Origin of the sequence: Pelosinus sp. IPA-1 (genome assembly GCF_030269905.1) — a bacterium.
In the GTDB taxonomy this organism is placed as follows: domain Bacteria; phylum Bacillota; class Negativicutes; order DSM-13327; family DSM-13327; genus Pelosinus.
Window position 1 is genome coordinate 102,822 of sequence record NZ_BSVC01000001.1, and the last position, 23,968, is coordinate 126,789.

At 37.6% G+C, this 23,968-nt stretch carries 19 protein-coding genes; 11 read left to right on the forward strand and 8 right to left on the reverse strand.

Translation table 11 applies throughout. The features are described from left to right. Nucleotides 1-34: 34 nt before the first annotated feature. On the forward strand, nucleotides 35-955 hold the full coding sequence (locus QSJ81_RS00450; protein ID WP_285715444.1) for a chemotaxis protein: 921 nt from the start codon (nucleotides 35-37) through the stop codon (nucleotides 953-955). Nucleotides 956-1,063: 108 nt separating this feature from the next. On the opposite strand, the gene QSJ81_RS00455 is transcribed toward QSJ81_RS00450, so the two are convergent. From QSJ81_RS00455 to QSJ81_RS00480, 6 genes are all read right to left on the reverse strand, one after another. Beyond that, entirely contained in the window at nucleotides 1,064-1,399 is a 336-nt protein-coding gene (locus QSJ81_RS00455) for a rubredoxin-like domain-containing protein (protein ID WP_285715445.1), read from the reverse strand. A 116-nt stretch (nucleotides 1,400-1,515) separates the two neighbouring features. Beyond that, nucleotides 1,516-2,511: a YeiH family protein gene (locus QSJ81_RS00460; RefSeq protein ID WP_285715446.1), complete on the reverse strand. Its 996-nt coding sequence runs from the start codon at nucleotides 2,509-2,511 to the stop codon at nucleotides 1,516-1,518. 218 nt (nucleotides 2,512-2,729) lie between these two features. Next, nucleotides 2,730-4,295: a DHA2 family efflux MFS transporter permease subunit gene (locus QSJ81_RS00465; protein ID WP_038668183.1), complete on the reverse strand. Its 1,566-nt coding sequence runs from the start codon at nucleotides 4,293-4,295 to the stop codon at nucleotides 2,730-2,732. Further along, nucleotides 4,288-5,346: an HlyD family secretion protein gene (locus tag QSJ81_RS00470; protein ID WP_285715447.1), complete on the reverse strand. Its 1,059-nt coding sequence runs from the start codon at nucleotides 5,344-5,346 to the stop codon at nucleotides 4,288-4,290. The genes QSJ81_RS00465 and QSJ81_RS00470 overlap by 8 nt, the downstream gene beginning before the upstream one ends. Nucleotides 5,347-5,511: 165 nt before the next feature. Then, nucleotides 5,512-5,967 (reverse strand): MarR family transcriptional regulator, encoded by a 456-nt coding sequence (locus QSJ81_RS00475; RefSeq protein WP_285715448.1) that lies wholly within the window; start codon nucleotides 5,965-5,967, stop codon nucleotides 5,512-5,514. Nucleotides 5,968-6,114: 147 nt separating this feature from the next. Beyond that, nucleotides 6,115-6,957, reverse strand: a complete 843-nt coding sequence (locus QSJ81_RS00480; RefSeq protein ID WP_285715449.1) for a polysaccharide deacetylase family protein — start codon at nucleotides 6,955-6,957, stop codon at nucleotides 6,115-6,117. Between the two features lie 281 nt (nucleotides 6,958-7,238). On the opposite strand from QSJ81_RS00480, the gene QSJ81_RS00485 reads away from it, so the two are divergent. Beyond that, nucleotides 7,239-7,448, forward strand: a complete 210-nt coding sequence (locus QSJ81_RS00485) for a hypothetical protein (RefSeq protein WP_285715450.1) — start codon at nucleotides 7,239-7,241, stop codon at nucleotides 7,446-7,448. A 10-nt stretch (nucleotides 7,449-7,458) separates the two neighbouring features. Next, nucleotides 7,459-7,734 carry a spore coat protein gene (locus tag QSJ81_RS00490; RefSeq protein ID WP_285715451.1) on the forward strand — a complete coding sequence of 92 codons (276 nt, stop codon included), beginning with the start codon at nucleotides 7,459-7,461 and terminating at the stop codon, nucleotides 7,732-7,734. 95 nt (nucleotides 7,735-7,829) lie between these two features. Here the strand turns inward: QSJ81_RS00490 and QSJ81_RS00495 are convergent, their stop codons facing one another. Continuing rightward, entirely contained in the window at nucleotides 7,830-8,072 is a 243-nt protein-coding gene (locus QSJ81_RS00495; RefSeq protein WP_285715452.1) for a small, acid-soluble spore protein, alpha/beta type, read from the reverse strand. A gap of 388 nt (nucleotides 8,073-8,460) precedes the next feature. Here QSJ81_RS00495 and QSJ81_RS00500 point away from each other — a divergent pair, with 388 nt between their 5' ends. The 6 genes from QSJ81_RS00500 (at nucleotide 8,461) to QSJ81_RS00525 (ending at nucleotide 18,364) form a co-directional block, all read left to right on the forward strand. After that, nucleotides 8,461-8,928, forward strand: coding sequence for a solute carrier family 23 protein (locus tag QSJ81_RS00500; protein WP_285715453.1), 468 nt, complete (start codon nucleotides 8,461-8,463; stop codon nucleotides 8,926-8,928). A gap of 165 nt (nucleotides 8,929-9,093) precedes the next feature. Further along, on the forward strand, nucleotides 9,094-9,645 hold the full coding sequence (locus QSJ81_RS00505; RefSeq protein ID WP_285715454.1) for a gamma-glutamylcyclotransferase family protein: 552 nt from the start codon (nucleotides 9,094-9,096) through the stop codon (nucleotides 9,643-9,645). A gap of 485 nt (nucleotides 9,646-10,130) precedes the next feature. After that, complete coding sequence (gene pelA / locus QSJ81_RS00510; protein WP_285715455.1) at nucleotides 10,131-11,699, forward strand: pectate lyase; 1,569 nt, start codon at nucleotides 10,131-10,133, stop codon at nucleotides 11,697-11,699. 284 nt (nucleotides 11,700-11,983) lie between these two features. Beyond that, nucleotides 11,984-13,798, forward strand: coding sequence for a sensor histidine kinase (locus tag QSJ81_RS00515; RefSeq protein WP_285715456.1), 1,815 nt, complete (start codon nucleotides 11,984-11,986; stop codon nucleotides 13,796-13,798). Continuing rightward, nucleotides 13,791-15,392, forward strand: coding sequence for a response regulator (locus QSJ81_RS00520; protein WP_285715457.1), 1,602 nt, complete (start codon nucleotides 13,791-13,793; stop codon nucleotides 15,390-15,392). The genes QSJ81_RS00515 and QSJ81_RS00520 overlap by 8 nt, the downstream gene beginning before the upstream one ends. Before the next feature lie 254 nt (nucleotides 15,393-15,646). Further along, entirely contained in the window at nucleotides 15,647-18,364 is a 2,718-nt protein-coding gene (locus QSJ81_RS00525) for a fibronectin type III domain-containing protein (protein WP_285715458.1), read from the forward strand. 517 nt (nucleotides 18,365-18,881) lie between these two features. Here the strand turns inward: QSJ81_RS00525 and QSJ81_RS00530 are convergent. Continuing rightward, complete coding sequence (locus QSJ81_RS00530; protein ID WP_285715459.1) at nucleotides 18,882-20,273, reverse strand: putative porin; 1,392 nt, start codon at nucleotides 20,271-20,273, stop codon at nucleotides 18,882-18,884. A 663-nt stretch (nucleotides 20,274-20,936) separates the two neighbouring features. On the opposite strand from QSJ81_RS00530, the gene QSJ81_RS00535 reads away from it, so the two are divergent. Together QSJ81_RS00535 and QSJ81_RS00540 are read left to right on the forward strand one after the other, a co-directional pair. Continuing rightward, complete coding sequence (locus QSJ81_RS00535) at nucleotides 20,937-22,106, forward strand: alginate lyase family protein (RefSeq protein WP_285715460.1); 1,170 nt, start codon at nucleotides 20,937-20,939, stop codon at nucleotides 22,104-22,106. Between the two features lie 115 nt (nucleotides 22,107-22,221). Further along, a complete protein-coding gene (locus QSJ81_RS00540; RefSeq protein WP_285715461.1) occupies nucleotides 22,222-23,943 on the forward strand; it encodes a methyl-accepting chemotaxis protein in 1,722 nt (573 codons plus the stop codon). Nucleotides 23,944-23,968: the final 25 nt, after the last annotated feature.

Sequence of the window (23,968 nt, forward strand, 5' to 3'; positions counted from 1 at the left end):
AACCGTTATATTAAAATTCGGTGGAGGCATTTTTATGAGTGAAATTGCGAATGATAAAAAGGGGATCTTATTAGAGACGGGTACAAATGAGTTTGAAATTATTGAGTTTATAGTTGGCAAAGTGCATTATGGAATTAATGTTGCGAAAGTAAGAGAAGTAATTACTCCAGTTCCTGTTACGCCAATGCCAAATTCACATCCTAATGTGGATGGAATTTTTACCTTGCGTGGACGGGTGATGCCACTAGTTAATTTGCTGACGTGCTTAGGAGTTGAAGACCAAGAAGCAGCTAGCAAAAATATTATTATAAGTGAGTTAAACACTTTTTTTGTAGGTTTTCTAGTAAATCAAGTTTCGCGGATACATAGGGTATCATGGTCTGCGATGGAACCAGTCCCTGATACTGCTGCTGATTCTGACATGGCTGTTGGTATTATCAAGCTAGAGGAGAAGATAATTATTCTATTGGATTTTGAAAAAATTATTGCTGAAATTAATCCTCAAATTAATGCTAAAATGGTAGATGTTTCTCAAGGGAGTGTTGAATTGCAGGCTGTCAGGAAGACGAAGAAAATCATGATTGCTGAAGATTCCAAAATGCTAAGAGAGCTTTTGATAGAGTCACTTCACAAAGTTGGGTATATCAATATAACAACCTATCCTAATGGTAAAGATGCTTGGGATGCATTAGCGGCATTTGCAGATGGAGGATTGCCCATCGAAGAAAATGTACATACACTGATTACCGATATAGAAATGCCACAAATGGATGGGCATCATTTATTGAAGAAGGTTAGAGAAAACAAAAAACTGGAAAAATTGCCTGTATTAATTTTTTCTTCTTTAATTAATGAAGAAATGCGTCTCAAAGGCGAAACGATCGGAGCGAATGGTCAAGCTTCCAAGCCAGAAATTAATAAATTGATTAATTTATTAGATACAATGAGCCTATAAATATATTGTAAAGAAGATAGTTAAAACGTTCTAAGAAAAAAGGATGTTAGGGAGTAAATACTCCCTAACATCCTTTTCTTACTATATGTCGTTAACGCAAAAGATAAATTACCACTTGCCCTTTGTGATATGGTTTTCTATTTCTGCTTTTGAGCGCTGTTTAATAACGTAGGCTTCCTGTTTTGCTTGTGTAAAACCAGACGTACAGGGAGGATCAAGATTAATCTCAATACCCTCTTTTGCTAGTTTTACAATTTGGTCGGTTAAAGCAATAATTTCCATATGGATGTCATTCGTTCTTTCTGACTTGTAAATCTTAGCGGTATCCTCCGCGGTTAATTCAATAAATTTTTCTTGTGGCTGACCACATTTGGGACATTTGTCAATTGCATTATCCCCTTCATGAATAAAACTGCAAACGCTGCATTTAAAAAGGTTTTTCATTGTTTAACAATCTCCTTTTTACATATTATTCTAGTTAGTGACACTATTCGCTAAAAGAAATTAAAATCCTTCTTATATAAAGAAGGATTCAGATAGAGGGAAGCGGACTATTGTAGTCACCATATTTGTAAATAATGCTGTACTGCAAGTGATACAAGCGCTACTGCTAACCAACAGGATAGTCCGAGTAGTATTGGCCTAATACCATTATTAAATATATGTTTGAGATGTGTTTTTAGACCTATGGCGGCCATAGCTATAACGATAAAAAACTTTCCAGTGTGGGAAAGGAACTCACAGACAACTTGAGGGATAAATCCAGTTGTGTTTATAATGGAGGCTGCTAAAAATCCTAAAATAAACCAAGGAAATATTTTTGCAATACCAAAATTGCCCGTACTAGTTTTTTTCCTTGCAATAATAAGAGCAAGCGTTAATGTGACTGGTACAATCATTAAGGCGCGGGTTAATTTAACAATGGTAGCAAAATTACCTGCTTCATGACTGTAGGAATAACCGGCGGCCACTACCGAAGAGGTATCATTGATCGCCGTTCCTGCCCACATTCCAAAACCCATATCATTCATACCAAGTATGTGGCCCATGAAGGGGAAGATAAACACGGCGGCTATATTAAATAAAAATATTGTTGAAATAGAATAGGCGACATCTTTATCTTTGGCAGATATTACAGGTGCGGTAGCTGCTATTGCAGACCCACCGCAAATTGCTGTTCCTACGCCAATAAGAATACTCGTATTTCCTGGCAACTTTAAATACTTACCTACAAGCCAAGCAGATATGAATGCGGCACTTAATGTGAAAATCATGATGTATAAAGATTGGCTACCTACTTTAAAAACATTAAATAGGTTCATTTCAAAACCAAGTAGTATGATGGAAGCTTGCAGGATTTTTTTTGATGAAAATGTAATACCATCTTCATAAATAGCAGGCCTTTTCCAGCATGCTATTATCATGCCTAAGAGTATTCCGAATACGGGGCCTCCTATTAATGGCACAACGTCCCCTAAAAACCAAGATGGGATGGCTATTGCAATAACAATACAAACTCCCGGTAAAATCTTTATTAAGTTGGCATTCTGTATCATATAAATTCCTCCTTTGCCTACTGTGATAATATCATTTGAAGGTTGATACGTAAAATACTATAATATGATAAAACGGATAGGCTATTACCTATAGATATAAAGTGAGAAGAGAAGCTTAAAGTAGTAGTGACCTAAAAAAATAATAAAAAATACTACTCCAGATACTGGAGTAGTATTTTTATTGACTTGAAGGGGAATCCGCCTTAAATGGTATTTTATTAGTGTGTGGCAATGGGAGCACCTTTTTTCTTAATTGTATTACCCGGCATTAGCAGGGCAACAATGGCTAAAACCACCAAAATGATGGCGACGTAGTTGTAAGCATCTCGATAGGCAAGAATACTTGCTTGATGGATAAGCTCTTGATAAATTTTCCCCATAGCTGTTGATGACGCTTGAGAGTATGGTACACCAAGATTCATAATTGATTGGGTGTAGCTTGCTATTGAACTGTGAAAGCCTGGGTCAGCAGCCGTTAGATGCTGTACAAGATAAGATTGTTCCATCTGCTGACTATGCAAGAGTTTGTTTGTGACCAATGCAATACCAATACTGCCACCTAAATTACGCATTAGGGAAACAATTGCGGATGCATTGCTGCTATTTTCGGGAGAAATTTTTGAGAAAGCAAGTGTACTGGCAGGTATGAACAGGAATGGGATACCAACTGTCTGAAGAGCACGTACTAAGACGAAGGTGCTGTAACCCGTTTGAGGCGTCACAAATCCAGTTGCCCACATACCAACAGCGGTAATCAGCATACCAAAAGAGATAAGGTATTTTGACTGAAATACATTGACGAGTCTGCCAACGACAGGCATCATAACGAGGGTAGCAATTCCTCCTGGCGAAAGTACAAGTCCAGATAAGGTAGAATCATAGCCAAAATTTGTTTGTACCAGCATAGGTAACAGCATGGCACTTGAGTAAAGGGCAAAACCGACAAAGAAAATCATAATGCAGGGTAAACTGAAACTAGGAATAGCAAAAAGCTTCAGCTGGACTACAGGATTTTTTTGCCGTAATAACCAGAAAACTGCCAAAATGAGGCCAGCGGCGGCAATAAAGGCAAAGATCATGATAAAGGGACTGTCAAACCAATCTTCTTGTTGCCCTTTATCTAGAACGATTTGCAGCGCTCCAAGGCCGAGGGCGATGAGGCTAAGGCCAATATAATCAATAGAGTCCACCTTTTGCTTTTGCGCACTAGGCGGATCCACAACCAAAATCTTGACCAGAAAAGCGGCTAACAGGCCGACAGGTACATTCATGAAAAAAATCCAGCGCCAACTAAAATTATCTGTGATAAGACCTCCTAGGGTTGGTCCTAAAATTGGTGCTAATACTGTTGTTATACCTGTAATAGCAAATGCCATCCCAAGTTTTTCAGGGGGAAAGCTATCTTTGATGATCGCCTGTTGGCTAGGCTGCAAGCCGCCCCCTGTCAAACCCTGTAGCAATCGAAAAACGATTAGCATGGGCAGGGACGTTGCAATACCGCACAAAAACGAGGTTAAAGTAAATCCCAAAATACAAAAGATAAAAAAATTCTTGCGCCCCATCAGTGCGGATAACCAGCCAGACAGGGGAAGGATAATACCATTAGCTACTAGATAGGAGGTTAGTACCCAGGTACTTTCCTCCGAACTAGCTCCTAGCGAGCCGGAAATATGAGCAAGCGCAACATTGGCAATCGTTGTATCCAGCACTTCCATAAAAGCAGCAAGACTGACAGCGGTTGATATCAATAGCGGGTTTACAGGCTTTAGAGCGTCGTCACTCATGATTGTATCCTACGTTTTCTGTGTATACTGTCGGTACCACCGACATGCCAGGTCCCAGATGGACTGAGGCGTCTGGGAGACTATCAAACACGATTTTTACGGGAACCCGCTGTACAATTTTTACAAAGTTTCCAGTGGCATTTTCTGCAGGAAACAGGGAAAAACGAGAGCCTGTTCCAGCTTGTATGCTGTCTACTTTACCGTGCAACTTTAAAGAAGGGAAGGCATCAATCCGAATATCGACAGGTTGTCCAGGTTGCATGTGTTCTAACTGTGTTTCCTTGAAATTGGCAACAATCCATAAATCCGTTCCTACTAGTGAAGCTAGTTGGCTTCCAGCTTGCACATAATTTCCGACTTCTACGCTGCGGTTTGTAATGCGCCCATCTATGGGGGCGATAATTTTGGTATTTGCCAAATCATTTTCAGCTTGGGCAAGATCAACTTGAGCTTGCTTAACTTGTGCCTGCAATTGGTCACTTGTGCCTTTAGCGGATGCGATTACACTAGGTGCTGTATTTGCTGAATGAAGGCTTGCACGCATCTGATCCAAGGTAGAACGGGCTGATTTTTCCGTTGCTACCGCCTGATCGAGTTGTTGCTGGGAGCAAGCGCCAGCACTAAATAGGCTCTCCATCCGTTGCCGATCGGCAAGTGTTTTTTCCCAAGTTGCCCGTGCAGATGCTACTTGAGCTTCTGCAGCATCAATTGTAGAGGGAGCGGAAACGGTGGTTGTTTCTAAATTGCTGTTAGAGGTATTCGCTGCTGCCTGAGCAGCGGCTAATGCGGCTATGGCTTTGTCACGGCGGACAATATAATCAGTAGGATCGATTTCCAGTAATACATCCCCGGCTTTAACTAATTGATTGTCCTGAACATTTAGGGTTTTCACATAGCCTTGCACCTTCGGACTTAATACTACTGTACGGCCATTAATGGTGGCGTTATCTGTTGATACCTCACCCCGTTGCGAATAATAATAAGTACCAGCTCCGGCCAATAAAAGTAAAATCAAGATTGCGATTTTAATAAATTTTGTAGTAAGTTTCATAGTATCACCTTTTCCTAAATATTTAGATTCATATACTGTAGCAATGAAGAAGGGAAATTCAAAGAGAGAATTTCTAGAGTTGGTAAGTGTTGTTTAATGGAGGTAGGAGTGTTAGAGTAACACAGTTTATAATATAAGTTTACTAGGTGAACAATCTGAGAAAAACTATTCTTCTTGTCTGAACTTATCAATGTACTGTTCGACTTCGCTCATGAGATCTTGAAACATAAGCAGATCTGCTTCTTGTAAGGAATTAAATTTTTTTATAATTCCATGGTCCAGTTCTTTATGAAATTCAGCATGGCTGTAAAAAGCCTTTTGACCTTTTTCAGTGAGGTTTAATAACACCATTTTTTTATTGTCTTTTGCTTGGTAACGGTAGATTAGCTCTTTTTGTAGGAGTTTACAAATAATTTTAGGGACGGCTCCCTTAGTGATACCGAGCTTATGGGCAACTTCTGTAACATGAATTCCTGGGTTTCGACCAATAACGTCAATCATGTGAATTTCTGAGGCATACAATACCTCAGTCCCAAACATTCGCGGCTCTGCCATTAATTCAGAAGATTTATTGATAATTCGTAACATGGTATCAAGTACACACTGACTTTGGTTAGACATTGATTTGCTTCCTTTTCTATTACGAAATATAAGTTTACTTGGTATAGTAGTAGTATACCAAGTAAACAATTCATGTCAAGGATAAACTTGATCTTTACGTCATACTCGAAAGATTCAAATTAATATGAGATTTCTTAAATTGAATTTTTAGGGGATATAGATGAATCCTGCGACAGAAGCTCCGCCTTCTTTAAGTAGATATGCTTTGAGATTCTGTAAAGCGTTAAATGCCTGTGTAAAGTTTAACCGTAACCAAAAATGAAGGAATGTATGTGTTCCTCCTCCGAAAATAGGGATTCTATTTAGGGTATATAATGTAGAATTTACCTTATCTCGCCCAAAGTTCACAGTAAAAGCCGCTCGATATCCAGATTCCTTTACCAATTGAATTACTCTTTGATCATATTCACCACCTGGATAAGCTAAATATTCTACTTTTTTGCCCAGCCGCCATTCCAGTGCTTCCTTTGATTTGACTATTTGATTACGAATTTCCTCGTCAGAAGCCTTGGGGAGTGAAATATGACTAGTAGTATGATCTTCAAAACTGATTCCGTTACCATTCATTTCTTTGATTTGATCCCAGGTTAAGTACTTATTATAATTACCTACAAAATCAGTGATCAGAAATATAGTTGCAGGGAAATGATATTTCTGCAAGATGGGATAGGCCACCTGGTAATTATCTTTATAGCCATCATCAAAAGTAATCAAAACTGGCTTAGGGGGAAGTGGTTTTCCGAATTGCAAATAATCGGCTAGCTGGTCTGGTGAGATCCCAGTGTAACCATTCTGCTGTAAATAATTAATTTGAGCTTCAAACTCGGTATCACTGAGGGTTAATGCGTTATGGTCTTGATTATTGATTTGATGATAATTTAAGACAGGTACGCCTTGAAAATAATTAAGTGAGCTATACCCTAACCCAACTATTATACAAAGTAAAATCAAATTTCTATATGAAATAACTTTCTTCATAACTTTATGCAAAAAAATACAACTCCTCTTTGGTTTGATCTAGGCTAGTAACTATTATATATGAATATTTTACTTGTAAAACCATTTTACTTCAAGCTGTAACCTATCCCAATCCTTTATCATCCTAAAAAATGCAAAGACCCATGGGGGTGGTGTAAGCCACCTTTTTCGATGTAAAGAAAATCCTTTCACATTTAAAAAGATTATATTGGGGCATAATAAGAGCGTTATTATGGACTGCAAGTTAAGTAGCAGAATTATCATGTTGGATATTATGTTCAGGAGGTGGAGAAATGTCAACAACCAACTTAATGGCCCCTCATGAGATTTTGAAACTACATGAAATTGTTCAGAATGAAGTTACCTGCGCAAGAAAACTTCAGGCTAATATGGATCGGATTCAGGACCAAGAACTAAAAAACTTTATGCAAAATTCCTTGCAAGCCAAGCGGGAAACTCTTAGTGAATTTAAAAGTTTATATTATGGGCAGCAATTGCAATAGGAGGAGGACGATGGATATCTTTGAAATCGATGCCAATGAAGTATTAGCTGAAGAAGAAATAGCCTTTGATATGTTCAAGGACTCCAAATTTGCTGTAAACTCTTTGGCGCAAGCGATTGTAGAAGTGGCACACCCGGAGGTACGTAAAGTATTACTCCGTAAATTAAATGACGCGATAGACCAACATTATCAGTTATCAGACATTCTCACCCGGAAAGAATGGTATCAACCCTACCTAGCACCTGGGCAACAGATTAGTCAGGATATGCAAATGACTAATCTGTGAATAGCAACATTATAAAAGCCGTCATAGTGACGGCTTTTATAATGTTGCTATTAGTGAAACGTAAGGAGTTGGTATCGTTAGCATTAAATAGATTTCTACTCCGCTTTAGTATTTGCAGCTTCCTCGATAGAATTTTGCGCCATTTGTTCTTCGGCCATTTCAATCATCATTTTGACTTTTTGGCCGCCAATTTTACCACCGATTTTTCCGACTTGACTTGTTGTTAGCTCTTCGTTATGTCCTTGATCTAGTGGTATCCCAAGCTCCTTCGCTACCTGGTGCTTATCAGGAAGGGCAGCATTAAGTTCTTGCATAGTATCGATTTTACCTTTTGTCATAGTCAACCTCCATATATAAGGATATTTAAATGTTTCATTAGTTTGTGAGCGTGTTTTTTTGTTCAGATATTTATCTATACCTCCTAATAAAAGTGTGTACAGCTTTTGGTAAAAATACACCCAATATTAAATGGGATATAGTAGAATGGAGTTCATCATTAATAAAAATGTAGACAAGTGTCTCAAAATTAGATATGCTTATTCAAGACATCGGTCTAACTATAACTTTTGATAATATAATATTTATGAGCAGTGGCGCTCTAAGAAATGAAAGTACTTTCTTTTCTTAGAGCGCCTTTTTATATTAAAAAGGAAGGTGATTTTATTTAGTAGGTTACAAGAAAGTTGGCTGAATTTTAGATGTAAAATTCAGAATGGGGGATACATCATGGGCATAACAAAAAAAAATCATCCTGTGGATGAAAGATTACCTATAAATCAATTATTTTTATATGGCTTACAGCATGTATTGGCTATGTACGCAGGAGCTGTGGCCGTACCTTTAATCTTGGCAAATGCTCTAGGATTGGGGAAAGAACAGCTGATTTACTTAATTAACGCAGACTTATTTACCTGTGGGATTGCTATGTTCGGCATGGTAATGGCTAGTGGTATTAAAACTCTTTCAAAAATCGATTTTGACAACAATCATAATCTGATGGTAGTGGCAGTTAGTGTTGCTGTTGGCTTAATTCCTTTAGCAGTGCCAAGTATTTATCAGAAATTCCCTGAGGCACTACAAGTTATTTTAAATAGTGGCATTACTGTAGGCAGTGTAGTCGCAATTGTACTAAATGCCATATTAAATAAAATCGATACTGTACCGTATGCTACAAATAACAAAAGAGCTAATTAACCGATAGGATGTTTGTCACCTAGTTATATTATATCTATGGCTAGGTGTAACTAAATAAAACTAAGATGCTTCTAAATCAGTAGTATGTTAGTGCAAGAATAACTCATGGGTAGGGACAGGTTGATATAAAATGGATTTTTTATTAAGTAAGAGGGGTGTAATATTATGGAATTAACTAGCCAAACTCGTCTTTATTTTGCCTATGGTTTTAATCTTAACTTGGAAAAAATGAACCAAAAGTGCACAAAGCCACGTGTCCTTGGCATTGCTCGCCTCGCTGGGCATAAGATTGGATTTTATGAACACTCTGTTATTTGGGATGGAGCTGTAGAGACCCTTATTCCAGATGCGCAATCCGAAGTTTGGGGCGTCTTGTATCAACTAGAACCCTACGCTTGGGACCAATTGGACAACTGCGAGGATGCTAGGTTAGATGGTACAGGAGAATATTTTCATTATCCTGTAGAAGTACTAGATGCACAAAATCAGGTCAGAGAAGCAAGTATGTATAAAAAAGCTAGATTGGGCGAAGCAAAGCTCCCTAGTACGGAATATTTAGATTTAATTATTCAAGGCGCAAAAGAACAGGGATTACCAGAAAATTATATTGTAACTTTGCAAAATATTGCTTCTAAACCAGCTTCTTACCCTGTACCACGGCAGCGCACTCAGAATATGATAACGGTCAGTGAGGGGTGCGAGGGTTGTTTAGAATGAGTAAATATTTATAAAGTTTTGCATACTTATGGGAGTGAAAATCGTGTAGTTCTGTGGAAAAACATAATCAAAATAAACGAAATGATGATATATTTCCTGGAAATATATCATCATTTCGTTTATTTTTGTTGAATTTTCCTAGTATATTTTAAAATTAGGAACAAAGAAGATGGTTGAGTTAGTGTTGTTGTCTCAGTAGCAATAGAAGAAGCAAGTAAGATATCACAATATGATAAAAGAAGAAAATACTTTACAAAAATTAAAGGTTGTAAGCAAAGGAGTCTGGACTATATTTACCAAGCATTGCTACCTAAAATAAGATTGTTGATCCTATGTATCCTTTTGAGATTGTATTAAAAATTCCTTAAAAAGTTAAATAGTTTTCTTAAAATATCTAATTAATAAATAATAGAAAGTCTTATAAAATGAGATGTAGAAGAGGTTTAGTATATGGATATAAAAAATAGTTAAAGGAGGGCTATAACTTGAAAAGAACGAAAATTGTGATAATATCAAGCATGTTTGCTGCACTTATATTTACTACACCGATGAAATTTGGTTTTGCGGCAGAGAAGAATCCAGTATTGCCACTGGAACCGCAAGTCAGAATCATCACTATGATTATGGAGGAACCCAACTTTTCTGATAATGGGGCCTATCATGAGCTGGAGGAGGGTCTTTATACTAAGCCGCTGACGAAAAATAATGTGGTTATGGCCCCACTTAAGGATGTCATGGAAACCATTGGTGGAAATTTTGAGTGGTCTGAAAAAGAAAATAAGATTGTTTTAGAATTGAATAATAATAAAGTAATATTATTTGCAGGCCAAAATAAAGCAATTGTAAATGGCAAGGAGAAAGTTAGTGAAGTTGCTCCTGAAATTATTGAGGGCAGACTGTTTTTACCAGTGAAATTCTCTATGGAAAGCCTAGGCTGTTTATACAGATGGGATGCAAAACGCACCGTGGTGTATGTGATTGCCAATGTGACGCCAAAAGGGGACAACCTTCCATTAGAACGCGGAGGCAAAATTACGATTGCCAATATGGCAGAGCAGCCTAAAGAGTGGTATGGAACGTTGGAGGCTCAAAAAGTTGCAGACGTTATCTTGGGATATCAAAATAGTGATGGCGGCTGGATCAAATTAGCTCCAAATGTAAACGTCACAAAACCAATCGTGGGCGTGGGTGAGCTTAATGCGGGAACACGTAAGTCTACGATTGATAATGATACTACGAGTACGCAGATACGATTGTTAGGCAAAGTTTATTCGGAAACAAAAATTGAAAAATATAAAACAGGCTTTTATAAGGGACTGGATTATCTTCTCAATGGGCAACTAGAAAATGGCGGATGGCAGCAATTTTTCCCTGTTGCAACTGGTTACCAGAAGCTGATTACTATCAATGATGATGCCATAACGAACGTTCTTGAATTGATGCGTGATATTGAAAATAAAGAAGAGGGGCTTGCTTTTGTAGATGAAAGACATATTGCCCAAGGCAAGATTGCTTACAATAAAGGGTTAAATATGCTTTTAAATACGCAAATTCGTGTTAATGGTAAGAAAATAGCTTGGTGTCAGCAGTATACTCCCGATACACTGGAGCCTGTTATGGGGAGATCGTTTGAACTTGCTTCTGTTAGTAGTCAAGAAAGTGCGAAAGTAGTAAGGTTCTTAATGAGTATTGATAACCCAAGCCTTGAAGTAATTGATGCGATACAGTCAGCTGTGTTGTGGCTAGATTCTGTTAAAATTAATGGTATTAAAGTGCAGGAGAAAAAGGACCCTACTACGGATTCAGGACTTGATAGAATGATTGTTAATGATCCAAAGGCGCCTCCTTTATGGACACGCTTTTATGAAATTGAGAGCAATAAACCCCTATTTGCTAATCGTGATAGTTCAAAGAAATATAGCTATTGGGAAGTAAGCACGGAAAGAAGGACGAAATACAATTGGTTTAGCAAAGAGCCATTGAAATTATTAACTGAGGACTACCCTAAATGGCAGAAAAAATGGGCACCGGAAAATAATGTGTTATTGAAGTAAAAGTCATATTTTGTTTAATATTCAATCGGAAGTTCTAGGTGGCTAGGCTCAACAAGCAGAGGAATACTGCGGTTGAGCCTATTAGCTATCTATTATCATTGAACCAATCCTTCACTTATAGCAGGTATTTATCGAAATAAGCAGAATATGGGTTAAGGCGCAAATATTGTAAACCAAATTTATCCCTTACGATTTTTCAATGAATTCATACTATTCTTAGTTCATTATTAGTAATTGGCGCAATCATGATCATTCTAAATATGCAGTAATAAAGGAGGGACGACTTGAAAAAGTTAAGGATGTTGGTTAGATGGCTGAATGATAAACTTGCACGCAAGTTTCTTTATTCTTTTAAATCTACAATTCTCAGCGTATATCTCCCAATCATTATTTTTTTCATCTTTATTACAGGCATGGCATCCTATCTTTTAGCTGCTGCGCAAATTGAGGATAATGCATATCGTAACATTAATACGATCGTTTTTCAGACAGGAAATTACCTGGATAATCGGTTTGCCGATGCACTGCAGCAATTGACGGCACTGTCGAATGAACCTGATATTCTAACGGTTATGAATAAAGACCCTGAGGATATTAGTCCTGAAGATTATCTTAAAGTACAATCTCATGTTAATGGAATTCGATCCGTTAATGGTACATTAATTGACTCAATCTATATTAACTTCCATAATGGTAAATTTATTTTTTTCAGAGGCGATGACTCTAGCACTATGATCAAGTTTATATATATGCAATATCGTAGCCGCTATAAAGACAATCCTTATGATGTATATTGGCAAAATTCGCATATTGGATACGAGAAAGATGAAAAGCATGTAAGTCTGTTTAAACTTTTTGGCAAAGAAAATGCGAAAATTAATGGAATTATTTTATTTAATTTACGCTATGATTTTTTTGAAAAGGTTTTTAGTACTTCATTACTTAATAAAAGTGGATATTTAATGTTAGTCAGCCCGGAAGAGGCAATGACTTTTAAAAAAATCGATGAAAAATATCAGGTAAATAGTGAGATAGTAAAGCAATTACAAGAAGCCAAAACTAAAGAGGGGCAACTTGAGTTTGATAATCCACAGGGGAAGAAGATGGTTGTAATTTATAATACCTTGCTTACCAATCAGTGGAAACTTGCAGCTGTATTTACACAGGATGAGATTTTAGATCGAGTTAGGTATATTAAATATATTACATTATCCCTAATTGTTTTGTTAGTTATTGTTGCTGTTTTCTTGACAAATGTGCTTGCAATTTATATTACAAAACCGATTTCAGTTTTGACAGACAGTATGAAACGTATACGGGGCGAGAATATAAATTTTGTTTCTGATTCTCATCCTTTAAATGAGATGGGGGTTTTAAATCAGGGGGTTGAAGATTTAGTAGAACGAGTCAAAAATTTGGTAGAGCAGATCAATATAGATCAAGAAACAAAAAGGCAATTGGAATTTTCGGTGATACAAACCCAAATCCATCCACATTTTTTGTATAACACATTGTACTCTATTAAAGGGTTATGTGATATGGGGTTGAATGAAGATGCCAGTGCAATGATTACAGCCTTATCCAACTTCTTTCGCGTAAGTATTAGTTGCGGTAAGGAAATAATTAGCGTTGAGGAAGAGATGTCACATATACGCAATTATTTATTTATTCAAGAGATGCGCTATGGCGATGCCTTTTCATATGAGATTAATGTAAAGCCAGATATTCTATCTTATAGTATTGTCAAATTAACGTTACAGCCCTTGGTGGAAAATGCAATTTACCATGGTGTAAAACAAAAAAGAGGAATTGGTTGGATTAAGGTAAATGGCTATGAGCAGGATGGGCTTTTATGCTTTGAAGTGCAGGATAATGGGCTTGGAATGAGCTGTGAGCGGTTACAAGAAGTCCGTGGCAGTTTGAATAATAGAGGATTTGGACTAGAAAAGGTTGGGCTCGGTGTGCGTAGTGTGCATGAAAGGCTCCAACTTCATTATGGAAAAGAAGCTGGATTGCAGATAGAAAGTAAGTTAAGTGAGGGAACGATAGTAAAGGTAATCATTCCGATGAAACAATTGGAGGATAAATTAGATGTATAGGATTTTGATTATTGATGACGATCGGATTATCCGTAAGGGCTTAGCTAAGACAATTCCTTGGGAGGAACATGGGTTTCAGCTTGCAGGGGAAGCAGCTGATGGAGAGGAAGGGCTTAGACTCATTGAAGAGTTCCATCCTCACATTATAATATCTGATATTAGGATGCCATTTATGGATGGCCTGGATATGGCACGCATTGTTAAGGAACGATATCCTATGATTAAATTAATTCTTTTAACAGGATATAATGATTTTGCTTATGCACAGCAAGCTATAAAAATAAGGGCATTTGATTATTTACTCAAGCCAGTAGATAAAGAAATACTACTAGAAAAAGTAAAAAAAGCAGCGGAAGAATGGGATAATGAGAATCGAACACAGCAAAAAATAAGTGAAGCCAATCCCTTTTTTAGACAAGCATTCTTGAAAACGTTGTTAGAATGTCGAGAAGAAGAAGAGGAGCTATTGCGGGAAGCTCGGTCCTTAGGTATTGAATTAGTAGGTAAAACCTTTATTGTTTTTCTAATCAAAGTAGATGAATCTTATAAAGATGTTTCAGGGAAGGCAGAATCTCTTGAAAAAAGAGAAGCGCTAAAGTATTGTGTCTTTAATATTTGCGAAGAATTAACTGCAGGAGAAAAAAAAGGCGGAGTTGTTGGCTTAGAAAAAGATGAACTCGTTTTAATTTATTCCGCGAATGAAACACCTAAGGATGCAGAAGCAAACGCACGTAATTTTGCAGAAAAGATTAAAAATATTGTAAAAAAATATTTAAAAATTACTGTGACAATTGCTATAGGAGGAGCTTATCAGGGTATTTCCTGTATTCGATCTTCCTATCAGGATGCTAGGTCCGTCATTAGTTTTCGTCATTTTATTGGCAAGGACAAGGTATTTTCAATGTTAGACATTGGCGATCTGCCTAGTAAAAGTCGCATGCAGATTCAGTGGGACGAGGATGAGCTTGTAAACAAAGTGAAGTTAGGTTTAGTGCAAGATGCTATGGGGATTATCCATGATCTAGAATGTGAAATCTTGCAGCAAAATTACATATCCTTATATCACGTTCGCCTTCTTGCTGTGCAGTTAATCATATCATTATTTAGAGGTGCAGCAGAATGGGCACAAGAATGGGAGAAGGCACAGAGGGAAAACGTATCAATTTACTATAACCAGATAAACGAAATGCAAACAATTAGAGAAATCATGAATTTAATTAGGCCAGTTGTTTCTGCTCTTGCCGAGTTTATGACAATGCAGCGTGAAAGTCATAGTTATGGTGTCATAGGGGAAGCAGCAAAATATATTGAAGAACACTATGCAAAACAAGGACTGTCATTACAAGAAGTAGCTAAACATGTTCATATGAACTCGGTTTATCTGAGTACACTGTTCAAGCAAGAGAAAAATATTAATTTTTCCGATTTTTTATTGCAGATAAGAATGAATAAAGCAATGGAACTTTTGAGAAACAATAACATGAAGACCTATGAAGTAGCAGAGGTAGTGGGATATAGCAGCCCAGAATATTTTAGTGTATGTTTTAAAAAATATACGGGTGTTCCGCCTATTGAATTTAAAAATAAGGTATAAATATATAATAAACGGGGCTTATACAGTAAGATGTATAAGCCTCGTTTATTTACGAATTAAATCATCGTCTGTTGGCAAAACATTAAAAATGTTTACTAATGTATTTGGAGGTTATCGAGGAATATTAAAATATTACATAAGTGTCTTAAGATGTTTAATTACCAGAGAATTCATATTTATATAGAATGTAAATAGTTACTCTTATGGTATTTGATAATGGTAGTTAATTTTGGGAAAAAAGGAGAAATGATTGGATGAAAAAAGCAAAGTATATATCTCTTATGCTAGCTGTGGTCTTTACTTTTTCGGCGGTTTGTAGTATAGCCCTGCCAATAGAAAAAGCCTTTGCCGCAGCTATTGTGCAAGCTCCTCAAAATGTTCAGGTACCTGCATTAGCATATGATGAAAACAGCATTACTTTAGTGTGGGAAAAACCAGCGGTATATGATAATGTTGTAAACTACAATATTTATATGGATGGGAAACTGGTCGGTACGGCGTATGACAATAAGACTTCACCGGCTAAACCGTATATGGACAAATTCTATGCAGACAGTAGCAATCAGGATGCACAGAAAATTACCATGCATAACTATACGGCAAAAGACTTAAAACCGAATACTACTTATAGGTTCACCGTGCGGGCAATTGATAAAGATGGTAATGAATCACCGCCCAGCAAGGTGGTAACTCAAGTTACTACTGAGGTGCCTAAAGCATTTAATATTGTGGACTATGGTGCAGTTGGTGATAGTACTACTAGTAATACCAAAGCCATTCAAGCAGCGATTGACGCTTGTACGACTGGTGGAAAAGTAGTCGTTCCACCGGGTGTATTTAAAACAGGTGCTATTTGGTTAAAAAGTAATATGACCTTGGAAATTAGTAAAGATGCAACTTTGCTGGCAACTGAAAATGCAGATGAGTATGTGTATGGTAATCTACCTTACATCTACTCGACAGATACCCGCTTTTATTCTCTGATTAATGCCCACACTTTTGATTTTGGCAGTATGTCTAATATTCGAATTGTAGGGGAAGGCACAATTGACGGGAATGGATGGAAACAAATTGGCGTTGATAAAGACGAACCATCATTGCCTATATATGCAAGCCCGTTAAATGCTGCAGGACAGTCAGACCTTAAGGAAGTTCTCAATATTGGCATAACGGCAAAGACTACTGTGGAAAGAGCGGTAGGTATGGGGATGACGATGAAAGCCGTATACCCTAGACGACCAAGTTTAGTCAATTTTAGAGGCGTAAATAATGTGTACTTTAGTGGAATTACAGTAATAAACCCTGCAAATCATACGTTGATGAATGCCAATTGCAACAATGTGACAATCAATGGTGTAATTTTTAAAACCTATGATTGTAACAATGGGGATGGGATTGAATTTTCACATGGCTCTGGGTTAATAGTATTTAACAACTTCTTTGACACTGGTGATGACGGCATGAATTTTGCGGCAGGTCAAGGTGCAGTTGGCAATAAAGAACAACCAACGCAGAATGCGTGGATTTTCAATAACTATTTCCGTCATGGTCATGGTGCTATTGTAACAGGGAGCCACACTGCTGCTTGGATTCAAAATATATTAGCAGAAGATAATATTATGAACGGCGTCGACGTAGGATTACGCTGTAAAACAAATGGACCTACTGGTGGCGGTGCCAGAAATATTGTGTTTAGGGATAATGCATTAAAAAATATTCAATTGCAAGGGTTTATCTTTACTTCTGCTTATTCCGATCCAAATGCGGTCATGGAATTTGAACCTGCAGTTGAGCCAGGACGATTCAAAGATATAAAAGTTCAGAATTGTACAGTCGATGGCACTGGTAAAGCTTCTATTGAAGTGGCGGGCAATGCAAACGGTTATCATGAAAATATTAACTTTGAAAATGTTAGATTCCTTCATGTTAAATCTGCGCTACTTGATTATATGAAGAATAGTTCTTTTAAGAATGTCGTCTTTGACAATACGGAAGAACCTTGGAAAATTACCAATTCTACTGGACTTTCCTTTGACAAAAAGACTACACAAAATTCTGCATCAGTGGATGCAGAGTCCGCGCCAGTTTGGCCTGCTGCAAGTTCGATGACCGCAGGTGAAATAGGTGAGACAAGTGTAGTAGTAAGCTGGTCTGGGGCGATTGATAATGTAGCTGTGGCTAAATATAACATATTAGCTAATGATATTGTTGTAGCTACAGTAGTAGGCAGTGAAGTGAGTGAAAAAGTTACTGGGTTTGCCCCAGGTGAAACTTATAAACTTAAGGTAGAAGCGATTGATGCAACCGGTAATGTTACCACAACAGGTCCTAGCGTGATTGTTACAACAATGGGGATAAAAAGTACAGAACCTCCCATCGTGTCGACTGATAGCGATAGTGTGAAATTGGCGAACATCGGCACTACATGGGTAAACTTGACTTGGAATCCTGCTACAAGTCAGTATGGTATAAAACAGTATGTCGTGTATGTAAATGACATACAGGTTGCAGTTCTTGATTCCAAGGTTAAATCCTATAATATTGGCGGACTTACTGCTAATGAAAAATATACCTTTAAGGTAAAAGCTGTAGACGTTTCAGGTAATGAAACTGTTTATAGTGTACAGCCTGAAGGTACGACTAAACCGTTATATGATCTTGGTGCTCCGAAATGGGCAGCTAAGAGCAACATCACGGCTAATGTAACTAGTACCAGTGTAACCCTTAGTTGGCCTGCAGCAACGGATGATAAAGCGGTTATTGGCTATAGAGTATACAAAGATGGTAATGCGATTAGTCTGAGTGGTGAATCTATGAACACGGCGAATACCGTATATACGGTTAATAACACCACATTTGCCGTTAATGGCTTGTCGCCAAATACCAAATATACATTCAAAATAGAAGCCGGCGATGCAATGGGCAGATGGACAGGAACTGGGCCAAGCATAACAGTAACTACATCGAAGTAGAAAAAGGGCATTCCAAATTCTAGTTAAGTAAACGAGCAAGTTGAATCTTTTCAGCTTGTTCGTTTTTAATAAATAAAAGTTGGACAAAAGATAGTCTCGTTGAAAAGTTAAGACAAAAGACTCAACAAGCAGTGCAATACTGCAAGTTGAGTCTTTAATAATATCTGCATGCGAACTGCCGACAGCCATCGCATAGCAATTTCGTTCTTTTTCAGATTACTCCGTTTTTCAGAATATGATTTGATTGTCAGTGAGAAGCCTTTTAACATGTTATCGTGATGTGGATGTACATCATGATATTCTGTAAGTCTTGTATTATAGGTCTTAACTAGGTGAGCCTAAGGTGATTAGAGGAATTTGTTCAATGGCTAAGGAGTGCTATCATATTGCCATCCATTTGCACAGTGAGTATCAATCTTTAATGATATGAAGGATGTTACTCTTTTAAGACAAAACAGGCACCTTACGATTTGCGTAGGGTGCCTGTTTGACTACATCTTTTGTTAAGTTATTAAGATTAGAAGAATAATTCCATTTGAGCATATGCCATATGTTTATTGTTTATACCGGCAATATCATTCCCATTTACAGGTTTACCGGCAATGTAGAAGGCTTCAAATTTAGTATTTTTAATTAAGGTGTAATCTAATCCAACTTCCATACCTTTAATATTGTTCATACGAGCTGCTTTAGCATTATCATGACGGAAGCCAGTGGTCATGTCACCGCGATCAAAGCCATCATCGGCATATCTGTAGCCGATCCAAGAACCCCAAGTGCCAACTTTGCTTTTATCCGCATTACCGTAATCTAGTTTAATTTCATAACCTTTTGGTTTCTTGTCTGTAGCAGCTACTTTGTTGCTAAGCGCACCGTTTTTAATTCCCATAACTCGAGCAGCTCTGTTTTCAGCATACTCAGCACCTAATGTAAAATTACCCAAGTCATACTTAAAGCCAAGACCTATTGTGTCATAGCTACTACCTGTTATGCCCCTATCTTGGATAGGATTCTTTAACCATTGAGTAGCTACAGTGAAGTCAGGAGTAAAAGAGTATTTTGCCTGCATCAATTTAAACCAGGTATTTTTCTGTTTAAATATATCAGTTTCTGTAGTACTAAAAGTAGCAGTAGTATTAGCACCGCCATATTTCATAGCATACATGTCCAAGGTTACTTTATTGCCGATTGTCACGCCTGCGCCTTCCCAGTTATCTTTATCCCAACCGGTATAGGCATTGAAAGTTTTGAAATTGCCGCGACCAGCGAGTACATGCATACCGGAAACATCGCCTTCTAGATAAGCACGGACTAGGTTATTTGGATTGTCACTGCCGCTGCCGCCAAATTTCGGAGCTGACGATTCAAAACGGGAAACCATTTTCCAGTTATCATCCAAAGGAGCAGTCATATTCAAGCGATACCGTACTTGGCCATTTTTCTGTTTGTCAGAATTCGCGTTATCAAAACCAAGAACGCCATTACCAGCATAATCATAGCGAAAGCGTAATTCACCGCCAATTTTCAATCTACCAAGAGCGTCAACTTTCTTTTCCAACTTGCCTACACGAACCCCCAAATTGTCGAGTTCTTTAGCATATTCTGCAGTAAGTTTGTCAATTGAAGCTTTATTAGCAGCATCTGCTTTGTCGACATTACTCATTGCTTTGGCAACCAATGAAGCCATTTCATAACGGGTGATAGCATTATCGCCGCGGAAATCGCCATCTTTATAGCCATCAATAAGGCCTGCTTTAACTAGTTGTGTCACGGCAGGATATGCCCAATGAGTGGACGGAACTGTTGAAAACGGATTTTCCGATCCGGTTGCCGCAAGTGCTGTACCCGTAATACTACAGCCAAGCATTACAGCAAGTGCCAGGGCTAAACTTTTTTTTGTTTTTTTCATTTTTTTTCCCCCTAATTTTTTTTATATAGAAGGGGAGTCAAATAGAGTATATTGAGTTGCACATGTTCCCTCAACAGTTCTATTCTATCCCAATTATATCTATCACCATCATTAGAACTGTCTGAGAAACCTAGTATCACCTCATCCCAGCAGTCCCGATGGTCAAAGATCACGAATAAGTTATTGTATTAAAAACCATCTTCTTTCTATTAGCCCATTTTTTTACTTTATTTGAAAAAATGTCTACTTTTATGTTAAACAAATATTAACTTTTTGCGAATTCAATATATTAAGATTATTCTTCAATTTCTTAATATATTGAATAACATTCGTTTTTGATATAAATGACATAAGAGTGAGTTAAGCTAGCAGGCGCATCTTGTAAATCCATTGTTTTAATAAACCTCAGTCGAAGGTAGGATTGTATTGCCTAAAATGTTAAATTATCATCTTAATATTTTAAATTCACAGGAAATTGTTTATTGCTTAAAATAGGGAGGTAATGCTTATGTGAAAGTGCAAAAATAGCATCCATATAAATTGCATTTATTTTGATATCAAGAAAAATTGAGTGGCTAAAGCATAGATAACGCTTTAGCCACTCAATATGGTTATATTTAAGGATGCGTTCATTTAACAAATTACGGAGGTGGATAAGGTAAGATGAAGTGGTCATTAAAAACAGCAGCAATAATCCTTGGGGCATTGATGTTGATGCAAGAACCTGTAATTAAGGCAGAAAGTTTTTTATATTATGAGCCTGTAGAAATAAAAAGCCTGTCAGAGGAGCAGGTTTTTCCTGAACTTGCGGAAAATCTTCAATCCATTATATCAGCAGCGAACAAGGCATTAAAAGAAGAGCCTGCTAGTGTAACTCACAAAACCATACTTCCACCTTCAGGCGATCCTCATGATTATGTAAGCCTTGGTAAGTATTGGTGGAAAGATACTGATCAACCTAATGGATCGCCCTATACTAGTCGGGATGGCCTAATTAATCCAGAAGGGAATGACCCGTTACGGTATGATCATAATCGGCTTAGTAGAACCGCCAGTAATATTCATAAACTTAGTCTTGCTTATTATCTTACAGGTAAGGCAGAATATGCTGCTAAGGCAATTGAACTTATTGAGGTGTTTTTTATAAGCCCTGATACTCGTATGAATCCAAATCTAAATTTTGCTCAGGCCATTCCTGGAAAAGTTGTAGGTAGAGGATCGGGGATTATAGATACTGTCTGTTTGATTCAAATGACAGATGATTTACGAATGCTAGAAAAATCACCATTATATTCTAAGGATGACGACGAGGCTATGAGGCAGTGGTTTGCTAGCTATTTAGATTGGTTGCAGACTAGTAAACCTGGGATTCATGAAAGGCAAGCGCTTAATAATCATGGAGTGTGGTATGATGCGCAATTGAGCGCTTATGCTTTATTTATTGATCATAAAGATCTTGCTGCCCAAATTGTTAAAGAAGCTACAGTGAAGAGAGTCGATCAGCAAATACAGCCTGACGGTAGTATGCCAAAAGAACTAGCTAGAACAAAATCCATGAGCTATACAACCTTTAATTTGAAAGCATTTATTACGTTGGCGAGAGTAGGAAATCAAGTTGGGGTTAATATCTGGGACGATAGTAGCCCTAATGGTCGAAATATAAAAAAAGCGATTGATTATCTCATACCCTATATTGAAGGTACTGCACAGTGGCAGTACGAGCAGATCGTACCCTATCACGAGCCGGGTTTTGCTAGGTATTTATATTTGGCAAAAACTCAGTATGGGACACATGAGTATGACCAGGCTATCCAAAATCTTTTGAAAGATTAAGAATCTTAAGAAAGTAAATACTTGTCTTAAGATGTTAGATTCTCTAGAAAGTCATTGCAAACTATAATAGATTTGTATTTGGATTAGTAAAGAGATTATAAGGTAGGGTGTAGAAGTGTTGAAATTGAACAACGTTAGTATTGTGTATAAACTCTTTATATTGTTGGTTATTTCTATTGTAGGAGTAGGTATAGTAGGCTACACTGGCTATTCCCATTTACTAAAAGCAAATCGGGATATGAACGCTATGTACCAAGATCGATTAATTGCTGTAAAGTTAATTAATGAAAATATTGGTCATTTTCGTTTTATACAAGCATTTGTGTTTGAAGCGATGGTTACTGTAGATGGGGCCCGGAAAGAGGCGGTGGTAAAAGCCATAGATCTTCGGGATGAGATGTTTAATAAAAATATTATAGAGTATGAAAAAAGTAACTTGAATGAAAAAGAGATAGAACAACTGAAGGAAATGAAAATTGCCATGGAAAAATATCGTGATGGGCGAAAAAGAATCATGAATTTAGCTATGGAAAACAAGAGTGCAGAAGCATATAAAGAATATGTTACAAATGTGTTGCCTTATTCCAATATCTTTATAGACTTGTTAAAGAAAATAGCAGAGGATAATACGAAAGCGGCTGATGAACTCAACAGGCAAAATGGTGAAGCGTTTATTCGTGCGAGAAATTTAATTGGTGGTAGTTTTATCGGGGTGTTAAGTATCATGGGGGTAGTTAGTTTTTTGATTGGTCGAAACATAACCCATCCGATGAAAATAGGTACTAGTCACTTGTGTGAAATGGCAAAAGGAAATTTTTCGATTGATGTACCTAAAAATTTGCTGGAAAGTAAAGATGAATTTGGCGTCATGGGGCAAGCCTTTCATATGTTAAATCACAATATGAGGATGTTAGTACAAAAGATTGGAGATTCTGCGGAGAAGTTGGTTGCAGCATCAGAGCTGTTAACTGCTAGTGCCGAACAATCTGCGGATGCCTCAAATCAAGTAGCTGCTTCTGTGACTGATATTACCTCTGGAACCGAGATACAGGCAAGTGCTTTGAAGGAAACGACTGGAGTTATAGAAGAGATGTCTCGTCAAATTCAAATTGTGGCAGATAATACAGAACAAACTGTTGTCTTGACTGAGAAGACAGCTGTAGCATCTAAAAATGGTACTCACTCGGTCAGTGTTGCATTAGAACAAATGAGAAATATTGAAAGAACGGTCAATACATCTGCAGAGGTTGTGACTAAGTTAGGAGAGCGTTCCAATGAAATTGGACAAATTGTTGGTACCATTTCCACGATTGCTGGACAAACGAATCTTTTAGCATTAAACGCCGCTATCGAAGCGGCAAGAGCTGGAGAGACGGGGCGAGGTTTTGCTGTTGTCGCGGAGGAAGTAAGGAAATTAGCAGAACAGTCTCAAGAGGCAGCGGAGCAGATTTCTACTTTGATTCATGAGATTCGTAGCGAAACAGATAGTGCTGTTACTGCAATGATGGCAGGAACGCGAGAAGTCGTAAGCGGAAGGGTAGCTGTCAACGGAGCAACGACTGCGTTTTCAGATATTGCTGATTTGGTGAATTCTGTTTCTGGCCAGGTACATACCATTTCCAGTGCTATGAAGAATGTAATAGAAGGAAGCAGGCAAGTAAATTTAGTAATGAAGAACGCAAGTGATATTACTACAAATACATTCATGGAAGTACAGAATGTATCAGCAGCCACACAAGAACAATCAGCAGCTGCAGCTGAAATTGCATCCTCTAGCCGGGACCTAGCAAAATTGGCGGAAGAATTGCAAATCACAATGCATCAGTTTAAGGTATAAAGTATTTAGCCATTTTTAATATAGT